This is a genomic window from Collinsella sp. AM23-17 (assembly GCF_003470945.1).
Taxonomy (GTDB): Bacteria; Actinomycetota; Coriobacteriia; order Coriobacteriales; family Coriobacteriaceae; genus Collinsella; species Collinsella aerofaciens_O.
In genome coordinates this window covers 1-24,332 of sequence record NZ_QRHU01000027.1, presented here as the reverse complement: position 1 = coordinate 24,332, position 24,332 = coordinate 1, and the positions used below count along the sequence as shown (strand labels likewise).

Sequence of the window (24,332 nt, the reverse complement as noted above, 5' to 3'; positions counted from 1 at the left end):
GGGCAGAGGCGGGGCATGCCCCGCCTCTTACACCACATCTCTGTGCGCTACCTTACATCATCTAATTTTTGAACAAATGTAGACTTTTGACACCCATACGTAGCAAAATTGATGTTACTAAATTGGTGACAGTACACACATTTGGCATTTTTTGACCACAGGGGTTGCCAGCGCCGCGGTTTCGCCCTTTCTGCGCCGAAGCGATACACTGTTATCGTTTGATTTCTTCGCTCAAGGAGGATGCGCATGCCGTGCACAACGATTTTGGTTGGTAAGAACGCGAGCTACGACGGGTCGACGTTGGTTGCCCGCAACGAGGACTCGTCCAACGGGGTGTTTGAGCCCAAGCGTATGCGCGTGGTGCATCCCGACGAGCAGCCGCGCGTCTACACGAGCGTCCTGAGTCACCTGACCGTTGAACTGCCCGATAACCCCATGCGCTACACGAGCGTCCCCGATGTTGTCCCGGGCCACGGCATCTGGGCCGAGGCCGGTTTCAACGAGCTCAATGTGGGCATGTCCGCAACCGAGACGCTCACCACCAACGAGCGCGTCCGCGGTGCCGACCCGCTTGTGGACTACGTGCCCGCCAAGGGCAACGAGGGTGAGGACGGCTATGTGCCGGCGCAGCCTGGTGGCCTGGGTGAGGAGGATATGGTGACCCTGGTCCTGCCCTACGCCAAGTCCGCCCGCGACGGCGTTCGTATCCTGGGCGACCTGCTCGAGCGCTACGGCACCTACGAGAACAACGGCATCGCCTTTAGCGACGTGGACGAGATCTGGTGGCTCGAGACCATCGGCGGCCACCACTGGATCGCCAAGCGCGTGCCCGACGACGCCTATGTGACCATGCCCAACCAACTGGGTATCGACAGCTTTGACCTGGATGACGCTGAGGGCGCCCAGGCCGACCACATGTGCTCCGCCGACCTGCGCGCCTGGATGGCCGAGTGGCATCTGGACCTGACGCTTGGCGTCGATGGCGACGGCCCGGCCGTGGTCTTTAACCCGCGCGAGGCCTTTGGCTCGCACAGCGACAGCGACCATGTCTACAACACGCCGCGCGCTTGGTACATGCAGCGCTGCCTCAACCCCAGCGACGTGTGGGATGGCCCCGAGGCCGACTACACGCCCGAGAGCGACGATATTCCCTGGAGCCGCGTGCCCGAGCGCAAGGTGACCATCGAGGACATCAAGTACGTGCTTTCGAGCCACTACCAGGGCACGGAGTACGACTGCTACGGCAGCAAGGGTACGCCCGCCACACGCGGCGCCTATCGTCCCATCGGGATCAACCGCAACAGCCAACTCGCCGTACTGCAGCTGCGTCCCTATGCGCAGCCGGCCTACCGCGCCGTGCAGTGGATGGCCTTTGGCTCCAACTCGTTTAACGCGCTGGTTCCGCTGTACGCCAACGTCGAGACCATGCCCGAGTACTATGCCGACACGCAGGCTCGCGTAACGTCCGAAAACTTCTACTGGGCCAACCGCCTGATCGGCGCCCTGGCCGACGTCCGTTTCCATGAGTGCGGTCGCGCCGTGGAGGACTACCAGGAGAAGGTCGGCGGCATGGGCCACAAGCAGATTCACGACGTTGACGCTGTCGTAGCCACGCTGCCCGAGGCCGAAGTGCCCGCCGAGCTCGCCCGCGCCAACGAGGCCTTTGCCGAGCTCATGCGCGTGGAGACCGATGCCCTGTTGGGCAAGGTGCTCTACACCACGAGCTGCGCCATGAAGAACTCTTTCGCGATGAACGACAACATTAGGTAAAAGCCGTATTGCAGCGAACGAGCGGGGCAAACGCCGTCAAAGGCTTTGCCCCGCTCGATTTCTATCTTGGCGGTAAAACGATTTTGTGTCGTTCACTCAATCTTGGGTACAAGAAGGCCAATGCAGTTGTTCATGATTGGAGCCAACCATGGTTATGAAACTCGATCAGCTTGTTAACGGCGCCATTAACGTGGGCTTCGGTGCCGCCGCCGTTGCCGTCGAGGGCGGCAAGAAGGTCCTCGACGACCTCGGTACCAAGGGCGAGCAGGTCCGCAAGGATGCCGGCACCCCCGATATCGCCCGCAGCGTGTCCGATATGTTCGAGCAGGCGGGTGGCACCATCTCCGACCTGACCGAGCGCCTGGGCATGCAGGGCGAGACTGCGGCCCAGCGCGTGCTCGATGAGCTCATCCTGGCTCGCGTCCGCGTTATGACCGCCCCCGAGCGCACGGCCTTCCTGGCCCATGTGCGCGATATCGTCGATTCGGTCGAGGACAACGTGACCTCGGTGCCCGTCGAGTCCGTTGAGCCCGACGATGCAGGGGACACCGAAGAGGCCGAGTAGCAGCGCAGATGGCAGATTCCACTACCGATTACAACAATCTAGATCCCTTGGGTGACGAGGCGGCGGTTGTCGATGAGGTCGATGCCGCCGTCTCGGGCGCTCGCAAGAAGCCGCGCGCTGTCGATATGGTCCCCGAAGAGCCCGACGCGATGGCACCGGACGAGGAATACCAACTCACGCCGGCAGGTCGTCGTGAGCGCATTGGGCAGATTGTTCGCCTGATCAAAAAGTATCGCGTGTGGGACAACCTCACGCCGGTGCGCCTGCGCCGTCTGCTCGAAGAGCTCGGCCCCATGTTCGTCAAGATGGGGCAGATTCTGGCTAACCGTTCCGAGATTTTGCCGCAGCGGTTTTGCGACGAGCTGCGTCGTCTGCGCTCCGATGTAGAGCCGGTGCCGTATGAGGTAGTGCTCCGGTGTCTGGAAGAGGAGTACGGCCAGCGCCTGGGGCAGATGTTCGACGCGATCGACCCCAATCCGCTCGGAAGCGCGTCGCTCGCGCAGGTACACCGTGCCCGCCTGGTGACCGGCGAGGACGTGGCCGTTAAGGTGCAGCGCCCCGGTGCGCAGCAGGTTATGGCACAGGACATCGATATCATCCGCTCGGTGGTGCGTATCGTTTCCAAGTTCGTCAACACCGATCAATTCGTTGACCTGCACGGCGTAGTCGAGGAGTTGTGGACCTCGTTTCGCGAGGAGACCAACTTTTTGGCCGAGGCCAAAAACCTCAACGACTTCTACGAGTTCCATAAGAGCGTTCATGGCGTGACGTGCCCTAAATCCTATCTGGACTTGTGCACCGAGCACGTGGTGGTTATGGACTACGTCGACGGCATTTCGATCGCCGATCCTGAACGCTTGGTGGCCGCGGGCTATGACTTGGAAATGATCGGTGCCGCGATTGTCGAGGACTACTCGACGCAGGTGCTCGACGACGGCTTTTTCCATGCCGACCCGCATGCGGGAAACATTATTCTCAAGGACGGCATCGTTTACTTTATCGACTTGGGCATGGTCGGACGCATGTCGAGTCACGATCGCGGTATCGTCAAGGACATGATTTTCGCCGTGGCTGAGGGTGACGTGCCCAAGCTCAAGGATTCGCTCATGCGCTTCGCCGTGACGCGTGGCGACTCGGCTGAGCTCGATCATTCGGCCTTTTTGTCCGATTTGGACTTTATCGTCGCAGACTTTGCGGGCCTCGACCTGAAGGATCTGGATATCGGCGAGTTTTTGACCTCGCTGTTAAACCTCGCGCGTAAGAATGACGTTGAGCTGCCGAGCGTGGTGACGATGTTCGCGCGCGGCATGGTGACGCTCGAGGGCTTGCTGACCGAGTATATGCCCAACGTCAACATGATCCAGATCATTCAGACGCATATCAAAAACGAAAAAAGCACTTATGCGCGCGTGCGCGACATGGGACGCGATCTTGCCGCGAGCAGCTATCGCGCGGCAAAAGGCTCGCTCGAGGCGGCCGAGTATCTGGGCTTGGCTTCGCGTATGCTCACGCGCGGCCAGCTTAAGGTGAACACGCAGATCATGAGCAGCGATAAGGCGCTGCGACAGCTGGGCGGAATTATCGACCGCATGTCGATGGCAATTGTGATCGCCGGTCTGTTTATCGGTTCGTCGGTGGTGTACTACGCGCGCATCGAGCCGGTTGTGTTTGGTATCCCAGTCATTGGCTTTATGGGCTACGTGAGCGCGCTGGTGCTGGCGCTTATGCTGGGCCGCAATATCTGGCTCAACAGTCACGGTGGCAAGCACTAGAGGCTGCGACCGTCACCGCATTTTCCTATCGCAAACAATAGCTTTTACCTTGGGCTTCGCCTGCGTGCGAGGCCCTTTTGCGTGCTACCATATCGACGGTAATAATCGATGGTCTAGATGGTGGTGCGGAGACGCACGAATGCGCGGTTTTCCTGCGCGTTTGGGAGAATCGGGGTGCAAGTCCCCAGCTGTACCAGTAACCGTAATTCCTCTTGGCTCGGGATGTTCGCGTCGCAGATCGGACGACGTGCCCGAGTCGTTAAGGTTAAGTCGGATCGCCTCCCATCTTGCATGCGGCTGCGGCGTATGCCGCCGGTGTGCATAGGGCTCTGGAGGGAAGGGGGACCCCGATGGGGGAACTCGAGCGCAACATGCGCGATGACGTGGGGCAGCCTCAAGGCAACGCTCCAAGTACAGACAATGGGGGACAAATGGATATGTTTGAGGGCGAGCGCGAGCGCGCCTCGTTGCATCGCCGTGGCGCAATTGCGCGCGGCGTAGCCAAGCGCGGCCTGGTGGCATTCCTGGCCTTCGCGATGGCCTTTGGCACCACGCCGGCTCAGTTGTGGGCCGAGGGCGCCGAGGGCATTGCCGGGGCTGTGGCTCAGGCTGCGACACCGAGTGAGGGCACGGGGGCCGCGGACGGTGCTGCCGACCAGGGTAAGGCCGAGGTTTCGGATTCCGAGGGCGCGCCTGCAGCTAGTGCCGCCACAACAGAGGCGGCAACTGGCGACGAGGGCTCGGCGACGGGGGAGAACCCTACCGCGAGCGAGCAGTCTTCGACGGCATCCGCTGGCCAAGCAGGATCTGCCGCCGTGGCTGCCGTCCAGGCAGAGAACCCGACAGAAACCGGCGATGTCGCCAAGAAGCAAGTCGAGGTCTCGTTCTCGATTATCGGCACCGATGCCGACGGCAAGGCTCAGACCTGGGTGGCACCTACGCAACTCAAGCTCGACGAGGGCGCGACGGCTGCGGACGCCTTCGTTAAGCTGCAGCAGAAGACGGGCTTCAAGGCAGACTACGATGCAAACACGGCATACGGGTTCTACCTCAAGAGCATTACGTCCCCGACAGATAGCCGCACGCTTGCCTACGACGCGACAACTGGTGCCTTCTGGCAGCTCTTTGTTGATGGTGCGTCTTCCTCGGTTGGCGCGAGCAGCGTCAAGCTCACCCAGGGGCAGAAGATTGAGTTTGCCTATACGGCTGGTAGCTCGTCCCCTGTCGTTAAGGACCAGCTTGCTGCGAATGTGACCGTCATTGGTCGCGATGCCCAGGGCAAGACTCAGACTTGGGTCGATAACGCGCAGTATGTGGTGACGTCCGGCTCGAGCGCACTTGACCTTACGAAGGTCGCGCTCGAGGCGAATGGCATCGACGCCGTTGCTGCAGGCTCCTTCATTCTGAGCCTTAAGTACAACGGCGTTGAGCTGGGTACGCCGCTCGATTATTCGACCTCTTGGCAGCTGTTCATCAACGGCAAGTCGAGCGACTATACGGCGGACAATGTCACCATTCATGCCGGCGATACCGTCACGTGGTTCTACGGTGGCTGGGGCGACCAGTTGCCCTCTGATTCCGTTCATGCTTCCGTTCAGGTGCTTGGCAAGGACAAGGACGGCAAGCAGCAGGTGTGGGCCTCGACGGGCCAGACGAGTCTCAAGGCGGGCTCTACTGCCAAGGATCTCCTTGAGCAGACCGGCCTTACTCTCGATGCTGGCGAATCGTCTTGGGGCTGGTTCCTCAACGGCATTACTTCGCCGTTCGACAGTAAGTCCTATGGCTGGGATGCTGCGACCAAGAGCTATTGGCAATTCTACGTAAATGGCAAGTTCGCCGACGTTGGCGCCGGTGCCTACAAGCTCCAGGAGGGTGACGCCGTCACCTTTATGTATGGTGCTGACGCCGATGCCCTCCCCGGTCAGGTTCTTGGGTCCGTCGATGTTATCGGTCCCGATGTCAACGGGAACAATACGCGTTGGGGCACGGCAAGCAATGTTTCTCTGCCCGAAGGCTCCACGGCCCAGAACCTTATTGAGGTAGCTCTGAAGGCCAAGGGCGTTACGTACAACGGCTCCCAGAGTGGTGAGTACTGGTCCCTTAATTCCATTACTTCGCCGTTCGATCACAAGCCGTATGTCTGGGATGCTGCGACCAATAAATATTGGCACCTGTATATCAATGGAGAGCCCTCCTTACTCTGCGCCAATCAGATTACGCTCAAGAGCGGCGATAAGGTTACGCTTGCATATACCACCGACGATTCGGCCATGCCCGATCCCGACAAGATTGTCGTGGACCCGAGCGCGACGGCTCCTGATTGGGGTGCCGAGTGGGCCGGCTACGGCAACAGTGGCAACGGTTCGACCGTAACGGATGCCAAGACGCCTGCGCAGGCCGCCGGTCTTAAGTGGGCCTTCGATTGGAAGGCCGAGTCTGGCCAGCAGTATGCCAACTGCAGCGAGCCTGTCATCGCTAACGGCTTTGTGTACATCGCGACCGAGAACGAACTCATTAAGATCGATTCGTCCACGGGCAAAAAGGTTGCCTCTGCGCCGCTTGCCTCCAAGGTGAGCTATACCTCTCGTCCGATCTATACCAATGGCCTTATCATCGTTCCGCTCAACGGCGGTGCGGTCCAGGCGATTACTGCAGACAAGCTGATCTGCAAGTGGCTGACGCCCGGTTTGACGGACTTGACGCAGAGCTCCTGCACCGTGATTTCGGACGGCGAGTACGTCTATGTTGGTACGGTCGATATTTCGTATGACGAGAACTACAACGCGACCTACGGCAACGGCTCCCTGAAGCGTATCAAGATTGCCACGGGCGAAGTTTCTTGGCAGAACATTGACCCCTCCGAGGGCTATTATTGGACTGGCGCTGCGCTGACGGATAAGTACGCCATTGTTCCTACGAGCGCGGGCACGCTTAAGTGCATTGATAAGACGACGGGCGATGTCGTTTCGACCATGAAGCTCGGCGCTGTCGCAAATGCCGATTGCATTGCCGATCCGTCCAATGGTTCGACCTTCTATCAGATGACGCACGACGGAAAGCTCCATGTGATTTCGCTTTCGGCAAAGGGCGTGCTGAGTGAACAGAAGACGGTTGATCTGGGCCTTACGAATAATCTGAGCGCCCCTGCGGTGTCTGGTGACAATCTGATTGTCGGCGGACAGACGGCTAAGGGCTCTGCTCTGGTTCTCTATAACCTGAAGACGGGTAAGACCACGATGGTCGCTGCTGCCGACGGCAAGGCGCTGCCGGCTGGCCTCAACGGTATTGCTGCTACTCCGCTGGTGAGTGTTCAGGGCGGCAAGACCTACGTGTACTTCACCGTGAACAGCGCGGATAGCAAGGATTACGTCAACTACTCAACTGGTGGTGGCGTGTATCGCTATACGCTCGGCGATGCAGAGGCGACGCAGATTTATGATGCGGCTGGCCATTACCAGTACTGTGACTCTCCGGTCATTGCCGATGCATCTGGCAACCTGTACTACATCAATGACTCGGGCACGCTGTTCAAGCTCGGGGCCGTTGAGTCTTGGACGGTTGCCTTTAATTCCAACGGCGGGTCTGCTTGCGATACTAAGTTTGTTGCTACGGCCGATGGCAAGCTGGTCAAGCCGGCCGATCCGACGCGCGATGGCTACACTTTCGGCGGTTGGTATACCGATGAGGCTTGCACGCAGGCGTATGACTTCAGTACGCCGGTGACGGCCGATCTGACGCTGTATGCCAAGTGGACCGAGAATGCTGTTAACCCTGGCGGCAATGGCGGTTCTGGCACTAATGGTGGCAACGGTGGCGCTGGCAACGGTTCCGGTGCTGACACGGGCATGGGTTCCGGCTCCGGCACGAAGGGCCAGCAGGCCGGCGGCGCTATCGCCCCGGGTCATAAGCCGACGACCAAGACGACGGTGTCGACCAAGACCGAGACCAAGGACAACAAGTCCGACAAGAAGTCCGATTCCAAGTCCGATACGGGTGCTGCTTCCACGACCACTGCTAAGAAGTCCTCTAGTGCTTCCGAGCAGGAGATTGGCACCAACCCGCTCGCCATTGTTGGCGTTGCCGCCGGCGTCATCGGTCTCGCCATCGTCGGCGTGTTCGTGTTCACCAAACGTCGGTAGGTGAGGGCTGTGTCCAATAAATCCAAGGACGCTGACCCCAAGCAACCAAATTCCTCGTTCATTCAGTTCGACGATGCAAAGCAACAGGGCGCCGCTTCGGCGGCGTCCGCCCCTCGACGGAAGGCGCTTCTTGGCGTTCTGATTGCCGCGTGCGTTGCGCTGATTGTCATATCGCTGGGCTTCGTCCATCCTTCCGAGAGCGGCGCCTGGTCCATTGACTGGCTCGTTCAGACCGTGACGGGGGAGAGCGTCGTCACCAAGGACACCAAGGCGTCTGGCTCGACTACGACTTCGGGCGAGGCCAGTTCCAAGGATTCCAAGTCATCGAATGACGCAAAAGATCAGTCCAAGGACGATTCCGAGTCTTCAAACAAGGAATCGGATAAAAGCTCGGATAGCAAGAAGTCCGATGGTCGGGACGGCAAGAAGTCTGGAGATAAATCCGCTGCCCAGAATACGGGAGCCGGCGATACTTCCAATGTGTCTGGCGGTGCTTCTTCGGGCGGCGGTCAGTCGTCTGATGGAGCCTCCAGCTCTAATGGCGGAAGCGCTCCCTCGGGCGGCCAGAGCGGCTCGCAGGAGTCCAGCTACGTAACGGTGACGGTTTCGGTCACATCGAGCGCTGTGGGCAATCCTGTGTCTTCTGGTGGCACCTTTACCTTTAACGAAGGCGCTACCGTCTACGATGCCCTGTGCGCGCTGGGCCTTTCTGTCAACGCACATGGCTCGTCGTACGGCACGTATGTTTCTGCGATTGGTGGTTTGGCCGAGAAACAGTACGGCGGCACGAGCGGCTGGATGTACTCCGTCAACGGCACAACGCCCATGACGGCCTGCAGCAACTACGTTCTCTCCAACGGCGACAACGTGGTCTGGTATTACGTTACAGGCTAGAGGCTTCGACATAGCGCGCCAGACGGGCGGTTCGGACAAACATCCGGGCCGCCCGTTTTTCATGCGGATGGGATTGGGTCGCCGGGTCTCTCGGCAAACAAAAAAACCGGTTGGAATGGGAATTCCAACCGGTTATACATTCAAGCAAATAGCGAATCGACTACGACCGTGCGCCCTCGAGAAAGAAGCGACGGCTGAAGTAGTTGTACCAGGTGACGAGGAACGTGGCGATGGCCTTCATGGCCTGGTAGCCGATGCTCAAAAACGTGACGCCCACAAACATGTATAGGTCGTTGAGGCCCAGGCCGATCACCGACAGGATGGTGAAGATCGTGAACTCGCGCTTGCGGCTCATGCCCTCGCGGTGGTCGAACACGTACTTCATGCTGAGCCAGTAGTTGACCACAACGGAGGTGGTAAACGAGACCGTGGTGCTCATCAAAAAGTCGAGGTGAAACAGCTCGACGAGCGCAATGAGCATACCCCAGTCGATGCCAAAGGAGATAAGACCCACGACAGCGAACTTGAGGAACTGCTTGGTATGAGGTTGTGCCAGTGCCTTGCGCACGTAATCACATCCAATGCGTTGATGAATCGAGCAGGGGATACTTTAGAGCTTTTGCAAGGGAAACGTAAGGTCTTTGCCAAGAACTATACGAACTCGCCAAATTATCAAGTGCTAATCCGCAAACGTTGAAAATTTGCCCGTAAACGAGCGGCACCCACGGACGATACTGCGCTGAGCGCGCGTCGTCCGTGGGCGCCGTAATGCTGCAGGTGTGTCGAGCTATTTGGTCTCGTCGCCCTCCAGGAAGATCTTTCGGGTCACAAAGTTGTAGACCATGACAAGCGCGGTGGCGCAAATCTTGGCGATATTGGCCTCAAGCCCCAAGCCGGTGTTGAGCGCCAGCACGATACCGTCGTTGAGAGCCAAGCCGATCACGGACAACACGACAAAGATAATGAACTCGCGGCGGCGGCTCATGCCCTCCTTGTGCGCAAACACGTACTTCATGCTGGCGAGGTAGTTAAAGATGAGTGAGATGATAAAGCCGCTGGTATTGGCGATTAGGATGTTGAGGCCCAGACCGTAGTGGAGCAGATTCATAATGCCAAAGTCGATGACCGTGGCAATGACACCGACGACGCCAAATTTCATGATCTGCGCAAGGAGCTTTTGCATGGTACCTGCCTTAAGCTGGCGCCGAAGCGCCGCGGGGATGACAAACTCAGCAAGTTTAGCCAATCCCCGCGGGTGGAGCTAGGCGCGCTCCTCGATAGCACCGTTTCTATATGCATCGAGCAGTTGGCGTAGGTCCTGGATCTGGCTGCGGATCTTGGCACCGGTATCAGTGTCGCTCACCATGCGGCGGCGGTCGGCCTCGTCAAAGCGGTTGGTCTCGCTTTCGATGTCCACGTTGCGCGTGAGTGCCTCGGCAACCGTCGTAAAGGCCCGGTGCGACTTGAGGCGGCAGCCGCGCGAGCTCGAGATAAGCGTGTAGCCGGCGATGCCCGTCTTGGGATGGTAAGCGCGGCAGAATCCGCCATCGATGACCAGCAGCTTGCCCTCGGCGCGGATGGGCTGCTCGCCCTTGGTGGTTTTAACGGGCGTGTGGCCGTTGATGATGTGACCGGTCGGTGAGCATGCCATGGGCGCGACGCCAAACTCGCGCATGATGTCGTCGCAGACCGAGGGCGACTTGGTAAGCGTAAAGTACGGGTCCATCGGCTCGACCCAGGTGCTCTTGTCGGCGATATAGGCGCGCTCAAAGGTACGCACCAGGCGTCCGCTGGCGGGTGAGTTAAAGCCAATCCACAGGTACCACATCCAGTCGAGAGCGTCGCGGTCGCCCACGCGCCAGGCGCGGCGGGCGATGTGGTCGCAAAAATCGAGATAATCGCGGCCAGCGTGCCAGGTGCCCAGGCAGTTCATGCTGCTAAAGGTGCCGTCTTCGTTGAGCGGCACGCAGCCATGGAACAGCAGGTTGCCGTTGGCGACCTTGTACATCGAGCCGTGGGAATAGAGAAAATCGATATGGCGATGCAGGTGATCGGCGGTGACAAACTCGGACACGAGCTTGTCGATGATGTGCTGCTCTTGGGGCGTGAGCGAATAGGGGTCCGCCGGGTTGACGGTGGGGAAGTCATTGGTCGTGAGCGGCCACACGCTGCCGTCGGCGAGCGTGACCGTGCCGGTGTCGTGATCGATTTTGTCGAGTAGCAGGCGGTCGGTCATGTCGAACTCGGGGTGGCGCTGGATAATCTGACCCTCGAGCTTAAAGAGCAGCACGTTGATGGCCTTGATCAGCGGGGTGATGGACTCACCGGCGGTGTAGGTGGCATCGGAAAAGGCGACAAGCTCACGCAGCGAGATGCCGTAGTCGTTCTCCAGGATCTCGTAGTTGTCGTAGCGTAGGTTGTTGCGCAGCACCGTGGCGATGCAGGCGGGCTCACCGGCCGCAGCGCCCATCCACAGCAGGTCGTGGTTGCCCCACTGGATGTCGAGTGAATGGTAGGTGAGCAGGCGGTCCATAATCTTGGCCGCGCCGCCACCGCGGTCGAAGATGTCGCCCACCAGGTGCAGGTGGTCGACGGCCAGGCGCTTGATGAGCGAGGCAAGCGACTCGATAAAGTCGTCGGCGCTTGCGGTCTCCAGGATGGACTCCACGATGCGCTCGTGATAGCGCACGCGATAGTTGTTCTCGTCCGGGTGCGTGTGCAACAACTCGTCGATGATATAGGCGTAATCGCGCGGGATGGCCTTACGCACCTTGGAGCGCGTATAGCGGCTCGAAAGCGACCGGGCAACCATGATGAGCTGGTCAAGTATCGTCTTGTACCAGGTGGGCGAGTCCTCGCGCTGGCTGCGGACCAGCTCGATCTTCTCGTGCGGGTAGTAGATGAGCGTGCACAGCTCGCCCTTCTCGTCAAAGGTGAGCGTGTCGCCAAAAATCTCGTCGACATGCTCGCGCACGACGCCCGAGCAGTTGTTGAGGATGTGCATAAAGGCTTCGTACTCGCCATGCACGTCGCTCATAAAATGTTCGGTGCCTTTGGGCAGGTTGAGGATGGCCGAGAGATTGATGATCTCGGTAAACGCGGATTGCTCGGTGGGAAATTGTTTCGACAGCAGACGCAGATACTTGAAGTCTTGCGGATTGCGATCGAATGCGACCATGAAACACCTTCCGATGGGGTTGGTAAAACTGATAAACAGCGTCAAACGTTTATCAGTATGCGCCGCTTTTGTTTCGATTGGGGGTGGGAGGTCGAATTGTTGGCCGAACGGTTTGGTAAATCGATTTAGTTGAGGTAGATATGGCGGTTGGGTGGAGACGACAGAAGGTGTTTTCTCAGATATTTATGCGTGGGGTCGGTGGAGACGATGGTGGTAAAGATGTTCGCTATTATTGGTTCGATTTGGTAAATAGTGGACATATGTACCGTATATAGGCTCACTGTGCGATAATTTGCGCAGCAATGAGTAAGGAGCCTCATATGAGTGATTTTGTCCTGACCTGTGAATCCGCCGCCGATCGAACTCGGGAGTTCTTTGAATCGCGCAATATCCCTGTCGTGTGTTTTCATTACGAGATCGACGATGTTGTCTATACGGACGATCTGTATCAGTCGATTACGCCGGACGAGTTTTTTGCCCAGATATCCGCGGGCGCCATGCCCAAGACGTCTCAGGTGAGCGTGGGTGAGTACGAGGAGTTTTGGGGGCCGCTTGTTGCCGAGGGCAAAGACGTGCTGCACCTGACGTTGTCGTCGGGTATTTCGGGCACGTATGGATCGGCCTGCGTTGCGGCGCAGATGCTCGCGGATCGCTATCCCCAGGGCGGCAAGGTGCGCGTCATCGATTCGCTGGCAGCGTCTTCGGGCTTTGGCCTGCTGGCGGAATGTGCCGCCGACGTGCGCGATAGCGGGGCTTCACTCGACGAGACGGCCGCTTGGATTGAGGAGCACAGGCTCAACCTGCACCACTGGTTCTTCTCGACCGATCTGTCGAGCTACCTGCGCGGTGGTCGCATTTCGGCCGCGAGCGCGATCATCGGCACGGCGCTTAAGATTTGCCCGCTTATGACGGTCGATTGCGAAGGTGGGCTGTCGCCACGTGAGAAGATTCGCACTAAGAAGCGCGCGATTTCCGAGATGGCCAAGACCATGATGGCACACGTGCAGGACGGTGCGGATTATTCGGGTAAGTGCGTCATGTCGCACTCGGCGTGCCGCGAGGATGCCGAGGCAGTTGCGGCGCTGATCGAGGAACAGATTCCGCAGCTTAAAGGCAAGATTGAGATCAATAACATCGGTACTCTGATTGGCTCGCATACCGGACCTGGTACGGTGGCGCTCTTCTTTATGGGCGACAAGCGCGTGGATTAGTTTGCCCCATCACATCGCTGCATGATTGCTCAAACGAAAACGGCCCGCCTCACGTTTGTGGGGCGGGCCTTGCTGTTGGGGTTAGCGTTTCTTTCCGCGGAAGAAGAAGCCGTGCAGTGACGGCTTGAGGCCGCGGTTGGCGCGATGCTCCTCGACGCGCTCGTGGATCGAAGCGACGCGCTCGATGACTTCGTCGGGAATCGGCACGTCGGGATTCATGTTCTCGACCTGGCTGACCTCGGCGGCGGAGACCTGGTCGATAATGGGCACATCGTCGTGCGAGATGACAGGTGTGGCGTCTTCCTTCATCTTGCGATAACGCTGCATCATGTCGGTCTGTAGCTGCTGGGCCGAAGGCGGCGTCCAGATGATGGCGTTGGCGCCGGCGGCGATGGTTTCACGGATGCTCTCTGGCGTCTTGCCGCCCGGCGCGATGAGCGGCAGGTTGGGATAGTGCTTGCGCAGCTCGCGTAGGACCTGGGGCGTGTTCTTGCCGGCGGCGATGTTGAGAATCTTGGCTCCAGCGCGCACCTTGGCGTGGGCATCGTCGTCGCAGCGAACGACCGTAGCGATGACGGGGATGTCGGCGATGTTGGTGATGTGCTCGACCATCTCGGCAGTAGCGGGGGAGTTGACCACGCAGCCCGCCGCGCCCTGCATCTCGGAGACGGCTGCCATCTGCACGGAGCGCTTACCGGTCGTAGTTCCGCCGCCCACGCCTACAAAGACCGGGCACTCGGCGACGGTCAACAGTGCCTGCGTAATGGCCGGCTGCGGCGTGAAGGGGTAAACGGCAAAGACGGCATCGGCGTTGGAGTTGCGGATGACCGCGACATCGGTGGTGTAAATGAGCGACTTGATGCGGCGGCCGAAGAGCGTGAAGCCGCTGGCCTCCTCGATCTCGTCGGGCATGCGAAGGGCAGCCTTGCGCAGACGTCCGTCGATGGGCAGGGGCTCCATAGGGAGCAGGCCGTTGGGCGTGACGGCTACCTGGGGCTCGGTGAACTCGTCTGCGAGCTCGACCTCGGAGAAATCGACCGAGGCGACGATGTCTTCGTGAACTTCGGCGGGCACATCGATGGGAGCTTGGTCGTTTGCCGCGGCAGGCGTGTCGAAGGAGCTGGTGCCGACGAAGGCGTCGACGCGCTCGTTTAGATCGTTGAGGGTATCCATGGAGGCTCGATTCTATGTGATGACGGCCGGCAGGGTGCCGGCAGCGTTGTGCTTGCTAAATCGTTTGACGAGTTGATTTTTCCCCGCCGCGTCCCCCGTTAGACCGAAGGGCGGCGAACGTGAAGGAGCTGTGGTGGCGGGGATCGAGGTGCTATCTTGAAAGTCCCGTTTAAAAGAGAGGTGACGCGGTATGGAATTGACAGCAATGTTGGGCTCGATTGGCCTGTGTGTGGGCGCAATCGTTGCCGCCGCGGTCATCTATTTTGTGGTTACGGCCATTAAAGGCAAAAGGGCCGAACGCAAGGAGCGCGCGATGCTTAAACAGCATCGCGACCAGCAGGGCAAACGCGCACAGAGATAGCTTGTTGAGTTTTGGATCCGTGCGCTAGCTGCGTTTTCGGATCAGGGCAATGTAGAAGCCCTCAAAGTCGCGGCTAGGCGGAATGGTCAGCGTGCCGGGCATACCGTTGGCGACGGACGAGACGTGGCTGGCGGCGATGGCCTCGGTGAGGGCGTTGCACTCGATGCGTGGCTCTTCGCCAACTTCCTGAGCACGGCGCGTTTCACTTTCGCTCGGCGTGCCGTCGAGGGGGATAAGCTCGCAATCCATGTGCTTGTCGAGGGCCTCTTGCAGGGCGTCCTCGTTTTCCTGCGGCAAGATCGAACAAGTCGAATAGACGAGCGTGCCGCCCGGTTTAAGGGCTCCCATGGCGCGGTCCAGAAGTGCTCGCTGCGAGCGGGCACACTTACTCAGCAGCTGCTCGGTCAGGCCGCGCAGGCTTTTCTCGTTGCCGCTGATGACGGTGCCCGTGCCGGTGCAGGGGGCATCGAGCAGGATGCGGTCAAAGCGGAAGAACTCGTCGAGCTCGCGTGCGTCGATGCGCATGACGGGCACGTTTTTTGCGCCTTGGCGGTGGAGGTTGGCTTCGAGCTTCTCGGCGCGGGGAATGCTCATCTCGCAGGCGGTAAGGTGCGCCTGGCCCTGCGTGAGGGCGGCGATCTGCGTCGTCTTGCCACCGGGGGCCGCGCACATGTCCAGGATGTCCTCGCATGCCTGGGCGCCCAGGACCAACGGCGGCATCATGGACGACAGACTTTGCAAGTAGATCTTGCCGTCGCGGTAGATGTCGAGGTCCCACAGGTCGGAAACCTGGGCGTCGGGCAGGATGAAGGCGTCTGGATACCAGGCGACGGGGTTGTGGGCGATGCCGGCGGCATCGAGCGCCGCAGCGATGTCCTCGGCGGTTGCCTTGAGCGTGTTGGCGCGCAGCGTGACCGGGCGTGTGACCGCGGCGCCGAAGCCCTTGATCATGAGCTCGGCATCGGCGGGCGCATAGGCGCCGGCGACCGTGTCGACCATAAAGCGCGGCAGGTCGGCGGCGGAGTGTTGGGCGGCAAGCTGGTCGGAAAGCTCGGTGGCGGCAAACTGCCTGAGCTTGAGCTCGGCCTTGACCTGTTTTTTCTGCTTACGACGACGCGGCTTGGACATCCGTCTTTCCTTCCCATTCCATTACATGTCGAGTGTTTAGTACTGGCTCTCGTGCTTGCTAAAGAAGTCGAAGCGCGGGGGCAGCGGCTTCACGCGGTGCTCGCCGGGCTTCTCGCCCAGGATCTCCACGAACTCGTCCGTGGAGGCAAAGATGTTATCCCAGCTAAAGAAAGCGACCGGGTCGACGTCGAAGTACTCGCAGATGAGCTCGCAGCCGGCCGGCACAATACCGTGCATCAGGACGGTCGCCACGCGCAGCTCGGTAAAGGCGTCGACAAGGGCCTGCGTCATCGCGGCATTGGCCGGCTCGCCCTCGAGCTTGTTGGCGGCCTTGGAGGCGTCGCTCCAGCGCTTGTTGGCGGCGCGCAGGTAGTCGTCGCACACGGCAAGCGCGCGGTGCGTCTCGAACTTGTACATGGCCTGCTCAAAGGCGAGGGCTGCCTGCTGGGCGGCTTCGACCACGGTGTCAGAAGCGGCGCCGGCGGGGATGCAGCCGTTGCGATAGGGGCTCTCGTCGCTCTCCTTGATGGCGACGCCGTAGAAGCAGCTGCGGGCCAGGCGGTTGAAGACGCCGGTCAGCAGCGCGCTCTCCTTAAGGGCCGGATCGATAACGCGCTTGTCGTCGCAGGCACGCACCTCGTTGCCGTCCTTGTCCTTGCCGGTCACACGCGTGTCGTATGCCTTGGGGCTAAAGCTCACCGGCTTCTCGGATAGGCCGAGCGACAGCCAGTGCGCGCGCATCTGCTCGCAGGTGTAGTGGTTGAGCAGGTCGTCTGCCGGCGGGGGAGGGGTCTGCGAGGACGAGCTCGCCTTTTTGCCCATGTAGAGCAGGTGATAGCAGGCGCTGACGGTGCTCTGCGTAAGGTCCCAACCCAGGGCCTCCCACATGGCGGTTTGCGCGATGCAGTAGAAATAGATGTTGTCCTGACCGATGAACTGGTAGATCTGCGCGTCGTCCGAGCACCACCAGTCGCGCCAGTCGAGCGAGCTGTGCTGGTAGGTGGGCACGGGGACCTGCGTGGAATCGGCGGCGGGCTCGCCCATGAGGGCGGCATCCTGGGCGGCGACGCCCTCGGTCACGCCGGCGGCCTTGGCATCGCGTGCGAGCACGGTGCGAGTGTAGCTGATGGGCGCCCACAGGCTCTCGGGCCAGCACCAGCAGGTGACGTCGGTTACGCCGTCAACCTCGGGCACCGGAACGCCCCAGTCGATGTTGCCGGTGATGCGGAAGGGCACGAGCGCCTTGCCGCTGCGGAAGCGCACGCCGCCGTTGGCGAGCACCGCGTGGGCGTCGTCGCGCTCCTTCCAGCTGGGGAAGGTGACGGTAAAGCTGCTCTTGTTGCCCTCGGGCTCCAGCACGGTGTGCTCGGGGAGCTGGCCCTCGACGGCATCGAAGGCCTCGCGGAACTTGTTCTGGATGTAGAGCTGAGCCGGCAGCAGCCACTCCTCCATGGTCTTGGAGACCACGGAGCGAACCTGCGGGTTCTGGGCGAGCTTGGCGGTATAGGTCTTCATAAAGTCGAGGTAGGCCGGCAGATCAAAGTAGAGATTGTCGACCGGGCGCAGCTCGGGCACCTCGCCGGTGAGCTGGCTCTTGGGCGCGATGAGCTCCTCGGGCTCAAACTGGTGGCCCAGATCGCACTCGTCGGCATAAGCCTTCTCGGACTTGCAGCCCTGGATGGGGCAGCGGCCGATGACCTGGCGGCCGTTGAGGAACGTGCCGGCCTTGGCATCGTAGAACTGCAGCGTGGAGCGCTTGGAGATGGTGCCCTGCTCGTGCAGACGCTCGATAATCTCCGCGGTCACCTCGTTGTGAATCTGCGCAGCCGGCTCAAGGCCCGAGCCGCCGTAGATGTCACAGCTGATGTTGTAGTTGTTGAGGGTCGCGGCCTGGCGGGAGTGATTGGACTCGACATACTCGCCGATGGACTTATCGTAGCCTTCATTCTCCTTGAGCTTGCGGTAGCTCTCCATGATGGGCGAGCCGTAGCAGTCGGTGCCCGAGGTGAAGATGACGTTCTCGCGGCCCAGGCGGTCGCGCAGGAAGCGGGCGAAGAAGTCGGCCGGGACAAAGACGCCGCCAACGTGGCCAAAGTGAAGGCCCTTGTTGCCGTAGGGCTCGCCGGCGGTAACGATGGCGCGGCGAGGCCAGCTGGGACGGTCGTTCATGGAGTATTTGGATGCCATGGGACTCCTTCGCATATGGTAAGAGCGCGGCCGGGCGCAAGGCCTGGCGATGCGGTGGTCAATTCGTGCATATCGTTCGACATTATCGCACATGCGGACGGGTACGTGGCAGGGGCGCTATCCTAAGATGCTATGAATGAGATTTCCAACATACATGCGTTTGAGGACGAGGATTTTCTACACGCTTGCTTCGTGTGGGGGATGGCCGTGATCGCGGTGTTTGCCGTGTGCCTGGTGCCGATGTTTATGCTGCTGGGCGGGCCTGCGGACTTGGATGCGGCTGAGGCGGGCGGCTGGACCACCGTCGTGGGCTGGATGGTCGGTGTGGCTGCGGTTTCTGCAGCGTCGTTTGCCGTGCACGAGCTGGTGCATGCGGTGTTTTTTAAGCTGCTGGCGCCTGCGGGCGCGCAGGTGACCTTTGGCGCGAATCGTGAGACGGCGATGATCTATGCCTGCGCCGAGGGCGTTGTGTATTCGCGTCGGCGGTACATGGCCATTTGCCTGGCGCCCACGGTTGTTTTGACGGTGGCGTTTGCCCTGGGGTTTGCGTTCTCGGGCTATCCGCTGCTGTGCTACCTGGCGGCTGGTCTGCACTTGTCGGGCTGCGTGGGCGATTGGTATTACGTGCGGACCATCCTGCGCGACCGCCGCATTGTCGCCTGCGAGGATACGTCCTTTGGCGTGCGCTTTTTTGGGTGAGGAGATGTCGATGAAGTCGTTGTTGCTGCATGCGTGCTGTGCACCATGCTCGCTTGAGCCGGTTCGCCTGCTGCGCGAGGAGGGGTTTGAGCCCACGATTTGCTGGACCAACCCCAATATTCAACCGCGCGATGAATGGCAGCGCCGCTTGGACGAGCTGCGCCGGTGGTGTGCCGATGGCGACATCGAGCTCATCGAGGCAGGGGAGGACCGCGATCGCTGGGAGACCGGCGTGGCACCGCTGGGTGTCGATCGGCCTCGTCGCTGTCGCGCGTGCTATGCCCTGCGCTTGGCCGAGGCGTGCCGCGTGGCCCAGGAGCGCGGGTTTGAGTTTGTGGGCACGACGCTCGCCGTCTCGCCGTACCAGCTGTTCGATACCTGCAATGACGTGCTTGAGCGCTTGGCGGCGGCACACGGGCTCACCCCGGTGATTCGCGATTTTCGCCCGTATTACCCCGAGGCGACACGTCGTTCGCGCGAGCTTGGCATGTATCGGCAGAACTACTGTGGTTGCCGCTTCTCGGCTGTCGAGGCGGCCATGGACCGCGCCCGCATCCGCGACGAGCGCAAAGCCGCCAAAAAGTAGTTCGTTTGGGACGTCAGCCTGCTAGGATGTAGAGCGGACTTTAGCTATATAAGGAGTATCCGACGTGTCTATGCGTACCGATGATTTTGACTACAACCTTCCTGAGGAACTGATTGCCCAGGCTCCTGCCGAGCCGCGCGACTCCTGCCGCCTGCTGGTGGTTGATCGCAAAGGCTCCGAGACAGGAACGCCGCTAGAGCATGGCGGTACCGTTGAGCACCGCATCTTCCGCGACATCATCGACTATATCGAGCCGGGCGATGTGCTCGTCATCAACCAGACGCGCGTGATGCCGGCCCGTCTTATCGGTCGCAAGGCTGGCTCGGGCGGTGTGGTCGAGACGCTGCTGCTCAAGCGCCGCGAGGATGTTGACCCGCTGGGTCACGTTTGGGAGTGCCTGGTCAAGCCGGGCAAGCGCCTGAAGCCCGGTGCTCAGATTGAGTATCGCGCCGGTGGCGCCCATGCGCCCGAGGGGGCTCCCGTGGTGCTGATGGCCGAGGTCATCGACTTTGTCACCGATAGCCGCGGCGGTCGTCTGGTGCGTTTTGAGCCGGCCGGTTGCAATGCCGCCGGTGACCCGCGCACGCTCGACGAGGCCATCCATGCTGCCGGCCACGTGCCGCTGCCGCCTTACATTACCGATTACGAGGGCGATCCCGAGAAGTACCAGACCGTCTACGCCATGAAGGAGGAGCACTCGGCTGCCGCTCCTACGGCGGGTCTGCATTTTACGCCCGAGCTTATGGCCGCTATCGAGGCCAAGGGTGCGAAGTTTGCCGCCGTCGAGCTCGAGGTGGGTATCGATACCTTCCGTCTGGTGGAGGAGGACGACCCCACGCAGCACGTGATGCACACCGAGCGCTACCACGTGTCGCAGGAGGTTGTCGACGCCGTGCATAAGGCTAAGGCCGAGGGGCATCGCGTGATTGCTGTCGGTACCACCGCAGTGCGCTCGCTCGAGAGCGCCTTTGACGCTGAGGCACCGGTGTCCGATCCGGCCGTGACGGCGCGCTATTTTGAGGGCCGCGAGGACGGGGCCGATACACTTGGCCGCGGTGACATCGTGGTGCGCGAGAACGCCACGACGCAGCTCTACCTTATGCCCGGCTCGACCTATCACGTGGTCGACGCGCTGATCACAAACTTCCACGTGCCGCGCTCCACGCTCATGATGCTCGTGAGCGCGCTTGCCACCCGCGACCAGATCATGGATGCCTACGCCGCCGCCATCGAGGAGCGCTACCGCTTCTTCAGCTTTGGTGATGCGATGCTCATTTGTTAGTTACGCGGTTCTACGAACCGCGTAACGGCTCGACGCTGCAAACCCGCCAGAGCGGCAATCTGCCTTTCAACTTCGGCGGCATGACCAGAAGGTCAATGCCGCCTCGTTTCAAGGCACCTTGCTCGCTCTGGCGGGTTTTCGCTGACTTTGCCAAGGCATCGGCGTCGCCTTTGTTGGCACTTGGGGACGTTCCTTTTGTGTCGGCACTTGGGGACAGTCCTTATGTCAAGAGATTGGTGCAAGAGGGATAGGTTGCCTTGCGTCGATTTAAATAGGTTGCGGTGAGATAGTTCTTGAATTGGCCTTATTGAGGACTAAACAGGAACTATCTCACCACAACTGCGTTGAACGTTTTTTGGCAACTGGTTTACTTGCTCGCGAAGAGCCAGACCAGGATGATCGCTAGAATCACGGCGACGATGCAGACGATGGCGCCGGTGAATTTGATGCGTGAGTCGCGGGTGCGCTCTCGTACGTCATCCTCGGTAGCCTCGAGCTGGGCCACTTCGCGCTCGGTTTCGGCGTGTTCGGCTTTGTCTCGGGCCAAGGATCCTGCAAGCGACTCAGTGATCTCTGGGTGGTCGTGCACCTCGGTCGCCTGTTCGATGATCGACTGTGCATGTGCGGCATCTGCTTGGGCGTTGGCGATGGTCTGCTCCTGGTCGCGGCGTGCCTTGTCCTCCGCGGCGATCTTCTCGCGCAGTTCGCGCTGACGAGTCGCGGCGGCAGTCTTCGCCGTCTGCAACTCGTCGCGCGCGGCATCGGCTTCGGTCGTCACGGCTTGGTGCGCGCGTTTTGCGTCGGCGATAGGGGCTTGAGCCTGCTCGACGGCCTGCTCGGCTGCGGCAAGTGAATGCTCAAGGTCGGCGGTGATGCGCGGGACATCTTCTTCGGCTTTACGCAGGGCATCTGCCGTGTCGGAAATCTGCATCGAGAGCTCGCTGGTGCGCACCGTATAGTTGGCGGGATTTGCCGAGGGATTGCGTTGCAGCTCGGCATACTCATGACGCAGTGTCTCGAGCTGGGCGCGCGTGGCGTCGACGGTTTGTTGTGCGGCGGCAATGCCGGTGTCTCGCTCTGCCTTCACCTTGTCGCGGATGCGCTTGGAATCCTCAAGACGTCGAACGAGGCGGTTGCCGGTCTCGCGCGAGCTCGCCTCGCGGGCCTCCACGGCATCGAGCGTGGCCTTCAGACGGAGCTCAGTCGCGTCATCCTCTGTCTTCATTTGTTCGAGCTGACCCTTGAGCTTTGTCGCTTTGGAGGCGTGGGCATCACGGTCAATCTCGGCGGCCGCTGCAGTCTTTTGGGCCGTGGCAATCGCCTGGCGCTGGTCGGCGACGATCTGGTCGTAGCGGCCTGCGATATCCTGGCGCGTCTCGAGTTCCTCGGCCTGATCGGCAATGCGCTGCTCAAGTTCGGCCAGGTGGGCGCGGGCATCGGCAAGTGCCTTTTTCGCGGCGTTCATCTCGCGCATGGCCGAGGCGCCCTGGGCGATAAAGGTGCCCACGGCGTTCGCAGTGTTCGAGACAGCGGTCCCCAGATCGCGGCTCGCGGCGGAGGAGTGCGGGGCGGTCGGGCGAGCGGTGTCGGCAGCGTCCGCATCGGCAGCCTGCGGCACGGCGATATTGCCGGTACCGCCCTCGATCACAGAAAAGCCTGCTGCGTGCGGGTCGACCGCATCAGCGCCAATCGTGGGATGCTCGAGCTGCAGAAACGAGGGCATGGCGCTGCCCTGGTCGGCAACCGGAGTCTCGCCGGGTACGAAGGTCGAGGCTGCCTCGGCGGCCTCCTCTTCCTCGGCGTCAACGTCAGCGTCGGCCACGGCGTCTTTCATCGCTTTGACGGCATCCATCATGGAGTCCATGACGGCGTCGAGCTCTTCTTCCGAAGAAACCTCGATAGGGCCCGCAGCTTGCGAAGCGGCATCCTGTACGGGGTCGTCGTCCTGAGCGGGCGCATCGTCGTTTTGCTCGCCGGCATCTTCGGCGCCGGGGGTTTCCGCCGTAGCGCTTTCGTCCAAGATGGGGTCGTCGAGGTCAATATCATCGCAGGTCACAGCGTCGGCATCTGCAGTGACGTCTGCGGAATCATCAATATGCTGTTGAGTCTGGGGGTCCAGCTCGTCTGTCATAGGCATGTGCTCCTCATCGTTGTTTGTCACCCTATGATAAAGTCTCGCGCCGACATCCCGCGCACTGCAGCAAAGTTTCAAAACGTGTTCGATGGCTCGCGTCGATAGCAAAAACTCGGCCACTTTATCCAGTTTGTACTTGACATTCCCTTCGCCGAAAGACGTTGCGCCGTTCGCCTGCCATGGGCTTTATTTTTCACTTGAACCCGCTAAAGTTGCATTTCAGCTTTTGGCGCGTGAAGTTGGATGCGCGCAGTCGACGGGCAGGCCCGTCGCGATTTGAAAGGACTTTATATGGGACTTTTCACTGGTAAGACCGTGATCGTTACCGGCGGCGGCAAGGCCACGCTTAAGGACGGCTCCGCTGGCTCCATCGGCTACGGCATCGATATCGCATTTGCCAAGGAGGGCGCGAACCTTGTCATCACTGGCCGCAACGTCGCCAAGCTCGAGGCCGCCAAGGAGTCTCTCGAGGCCGAGTACGGTGTCAAGGTTCTGCCTGTTCAGGCCGATGTCTCGGCTGGTCAGGACAACGAGGCCGTCGTCCAGAACGTCATCGACAAGGCTATTGAGGAGTTCGGCCGCATCGACGCCGTCGTCAACAATGCTCAGGCCAGCGCCTCGGGCGTGACCATTGCCGATCACACCATGGATCAGTTTAACCTGGCCATTTACTCTGGCCTGTATGCCACCTACCTGTACATGCAGAAGGCCTACCCGCACCTGAAGGAGACCAAGGGCTCCGTGGTCAACTTTGCTTCGGGCGCCGGCCTGTTTGGCAACTATGGTCAGTGCAGCTATGCCGCCGCCAAGGAGGGCATCCGTGGTCTGACTCGCGTTGCCGCCAACGAGTGGGGCAAGGACGGCATCAACGTCAATATCGTTTGCCCGCTTGCTTGGACCGCTGCGCTCGAGAACTTCCAGGATGCCTATCCCGAGGCGTTCAAGGCCAACGTCCACATGCCGCCGGCTGGCCACTACGGCGACGTCGAGAAGGAAATCGGCCGCGTTGTCGTTCAGCTCTGCGGTCCCGACTTTAAGTATATGAACGGCGAGACCGTCACCCTCGAGGGTGGCATGGGCCAGCGTCCTTAGGGGTTCCGCCGTTCTACCGAACGGCGGACCGGCCGACGCTGCGCGGGCCGCATTTGGACAATCTGCCGTTCAATTTCAAGGGCGCGACCAGAAGGTCAGCGCCCTTTCATTCAAGACTTTAGTCTGCTGGCCGCGCAGCGGCCAGCTTTAAACCACCCGCT

18 protein-coding genes are annotated in these 24,332 nt (G+C 60.5%); 11 read left to right on the top strand and 7 right to left on the bottom strand.

The genetic code is table 11. The features are described 5' to 3' along the window. Positions 1 to 246: 246 nt before the first annotated feature. From DW645_RS08930 to DW645_RS08910, 5 genes are all read left to right on the top strand, one after another. Entirely contained in the window at positions 247 to 1,770 is a 1,524-nt protein-coding gene (locus tag DW645_RS08930) for a C69 family dipeptidase (RefSeq protein ID WP_118227280.1), read from the top strand. Between the two features lie 148 nt (positions 1,771 to 1,918). Then, entirely contained in the window at positions 1,919 to 2,335 is a 417-nt protein-coding gene (locus DW645_RS08925; protein WP_118227279.1) for a hypothetical protein, read from the top strand. A gap of 8 nt (positions 2,336 to 2,343) precedes the next feature. Then, positions 2,344 to 4,107 (top strand): AarF/ABC1/UbiB kinase family protein, encoded by a 1,764-nt coding sequence (locus DW645_RS08920; RefSeq protein ID WP_118227278.1) that lies wholly within the window; start codon positions 2,344 to 2,346, stop codon positions 4,105 to 4,107. 431 nt (positions 4,108 to 4,538) lie between these two features. After that, positions 4,539 to 8,246 (top strand): DUF4430 domain-containing protein, encoded by a 3,708-nt coding sequence (locus DW645_RS08915; RefSeq protein ID WP_158568716.1) that lies wholly within the window; start codon positions 4,539 to 4,541, stop codon positions 8,244 to 8,246. A gap of 9 nt (positions 8,247 to 8,255) precedes the next feature. Then, on the top strand, positions 8,256 to 9,140 hold the full coding sequence (locus DW645_RS08910; protein WP_233540757.1) for a DUF4430 domain-containing protein: 885 nt from the start codon (positions 8,256 to 8,258) through the stop codon (positions 9,138 to 9,140). 160 nt (positions 9,141 to 9,300) lie between these two features. On the opposite strand, the gene DW645_RS08905 is transcribed toward DW645_RS08910, so the two are convergent. The 3 genes from DW645_RS08905 to DW645_RS08895 all read right to left on the bottom strand — a co-directional run bounded on the left by DW645_RS08905 (position 9,301) and on the right by DW645_RS08895 (position 12,318). Continuing rightward, positions 9,301 to 9,708 (bottom strand): GtrA family protein, encoded by a 408-nt coding sequence (locus tag DW645_RS08905; protein ID WP_055250894.1) that lies wholly within the window; start codon positions 9,706 to 9,708, stop codon positions 9,301 to 9,303. Positions 9,709 to 9,927: 219 nt separating this feature from the next. Then, complete coding sequence (locus DW645_RS08900) at positions 9,928 to 10,323, bottom strand: GtrA family protein (RefSeq protein WP_117855673.1); 396 nt, start codon at positions 10,321 to 10,323, stop codon at positions 9,928 to 9,930. 78 nt (positions 10,324 to 10,401) lie between these two features. Then, on the bottom strand, positions 10,402 to 12,318 hold the full coding sequence (locus DW645_RS08895) for a fructose-1,6-bisphosphatase (RefSeq protein ID WP_118227276.1): 1,917 nt from the start codon (positions 12,316 to 12,318) through the stop codon (positions 10,402 to 10,404). 320 nt (positions 12,319 to 12,638) lie between these two features. On the opposite strand from DW645_RS08895, the gene DW645_RS08890 reads away from it, so the two are divergent. Further along, the gene (locus tag DW645_RS08890) at positions 12,639 to 13,529 is read left to right on the top strand and encodes a DegV family protein (protein WP_117855671.1); all 891 of its coding nucleotides are present in this window, start codon (positions 12,639 to 12,641) and stop codon (positions 13,527 to 13,529) included. 81 nt (positions 13,530 to 13,610) lie between these two features. Here DW645_RS08890 and DW645_RS08885 read toward each other — a convergent pair whose 3' ends face one another. Next, positions 13,611 to 14,702 (bottom strand): hypothetical protein, encoded by a 1,092-nt coding sequence (locus DW645_RS08885; protein WP_099431937.1) that lies wholly within the window; start codon positions 14,700 to 14,702, stop codon positions 13,611 to 13,613. Positions 14,703 to 14,892: 190 nt separating this feature from the next. Here DW645_RS08885 and DW645_RS09965 point away from each other — a divergent pair, with 190 nt between their 5' ends. Beyond that, positions 14,893 to 15,063 carry a hypothetical protein gene (locus DW645_RS09965; protein WP_158564430.1) on the top strand — a complete coding sequence of 57 codons (171 nt, stop codon included), beginning with the start codon at positions 14,893 to 14,895 and terminating at the stop codon, positions 15,061 to 15,063. A 24-nt stretch (positions 15,064 to 15,087) separates the two neighbouring features. Here DW645_RS09965 and DW645_RS08880 read toward each other — a convergent pair whose 3' ends face one another. Beyond that, positions 15,088 to 16,191, bottom strand: coding sequence for an RsmB/NOP family class I SAM-dependent RNA methyltransferase (locus DW645_RS08880; protein WP_118227275.1), 1,104 nt, complete (start codon positions 16,189 to 16,191; stop codon positions 15,088 to 15,090). Positions 16,192 to 16,227: 36 nt separating this feature from the next. After that, positions 16,228 to 18,378: a methionine--tRNA ligase gene (locus DW645_RS08875; protein ID WP_118227274.1), complete on the bottom strand. Its 2,151-nt coding sequence runs from the start codon at positions 18,376 to 18,378 to the stop codon at positions 16,228 to 16,230. Positions 18,379 to 18,510: 132 nt separating this feature from the next. On the opposite strand from DW645_RS08875, the gene DW645_RS08870 reads away from it, so the two are divergent. The 3 genes from DW645_RS08870 (at position 18,511) to queA (ending at position 20,945) form a co-directional block, all read left to right on the top strand. Then, positions 18,511 to 19,077 carry a DUF3267 domain-containing protein gene (locus tag DW645_RS08870; RefSeq protein ID WP_118227273.1) on the top strand — a complete coding sequence of 189 codons (567 nt, stop codon included), beginning with the start codon at positions 18,511 to 18,513 and terminating at the stop codon, positions 19,075 to 19,077. A 10-nt stretch (positions 19,078 to 19,087) separates the two neighbouring features. After that, the gene (locus tag DW645_RS08865) at positions 19,088 to 19,663 is read left to right on the top strand and encodes an epoxyqueuosine reductase QueH (protein ID WP_118227272.1); all 576 of its coding nucleotides are present in this window, start codon (positions 19,088 to 19,090) and stop codon (positions 19,661 to 19,663) included. Positions 19,664 to 19,733: 70 nt separating this feature from the next. Continuing rightward, positions 19,734 to 20,945, top strand: coding sequence for a tRNA preQ1(34) S-adenosylmethionine ribosyltransferase-isomerase QueA (queA, locus tag DW645_RS08860; RefSeq protein ID WP_117773026.1), 1,212 nt, complete (start codon positions 19,734 to 19,736; stop codon positions 20,943 to 20,945). Between the two features lie 367 nt (positions 20,946 to 21,312). On the opposite strand, the gene DW645_RS08855 is transcribed toward queA, so the two are convergent. Further along, positions 21,313 to 23,076 (bottom strand): hypothetical protein, encoded by a 1,764-nt coding sequence (locus DW645_RS08855; protein WP_118227271.1) that lies wholly within the window; start codon positions 23,074 to 23,076, stop codon positions 21,313 to 21,315. 294 nt (positions 23,077 to 23,370) lie between these two features. On the opposite strand from DW645_RS08855, the gene DW645_RS08850 reads away from it, so the two are divergent. Continuing rightward, positions 23,371 to 24,171, top strand: coding sequence for an SDR family NAD(P)-dependent oxidoreductase (locus DW645_RS08850; RefSeq protein ID WP_006235414.1), 801 nt, complete (start codon positions 23,371 to 23,373; stop codon positions 24,169 to 24,171). The last annotated feature ends 161 nt before the right edge of the window (positions 24,172 to 24,332 follow it).